We start from the raw sequence: 504 nt of genomic DNA, 5'->3' as shown, positions 1-504 counted from the left end.
TGGACACAAGGACCTCGTTGTCATCAGTCCAGCCGTTCGGCCCAAGTCCGCGCAGCGGCAAAGAAACGGGATGATCTTCGTACCAGCCGCCAGCCGGCGCCCATTCTCCCCATTGCTTGAAAAAATAGGCGGTCCCGGACACGGCGCATTGGTCGCGCAGGGACCGGAACCAATCGGGATGCGATGGCCGCGCGTTGGGGCCGCTCTCGCCGCCGGTGATGATCTGATCGAGCGGGCGAAGTGTCTCCAGTCCCGGCGCAAAATGCCCGCGCGCAAGGAAGCCGGCGGCGATCTCTATAGGGCTTCCGAGCGCCCACCTGACGTCGAGCGGGCTGAGCAACGGCTCGGCTGAAATGAACCGCTTGGCTGCTGGCGTCGCCAGCAAGTCAGGAATTCGCTCATCGGCGCGCGCCTGGTCCTCGGCAGTGACGCCAAGCCAGACGTTCGGGAGAGGCCAAGCTTTCAGTGCGCCCGGGTTGATATCTGTCGCCTTGATGATGCAGC

General features: G+C 64.1%; 1 protein-coding gene. It reads right to left on the bottom strand.

The window, feature by feature from the left end:
- A partial coding sequence (locus FP421_RS04390; protein ID WP_159948012.1) for a DUF5131 family protein occupies window positions 1-504 on the bottom strand: 504 nt, incomplete at both ends.

The sequence above is a fragment of the Polaribacter septentrionalilitoris genome, from assembly GCF_009832745.1.
GTDB lineage: Bacteria > Bacteroidota > Bacteroidia > Flavobacteriales > Flavobacteriaceae > Polaribacter > Polaribacter septentrionalilitoris.
Note: the sequence above shows the minus strand (reverse complement) of the source record. Positions and strands in the feature narration are given on the sequence as shown.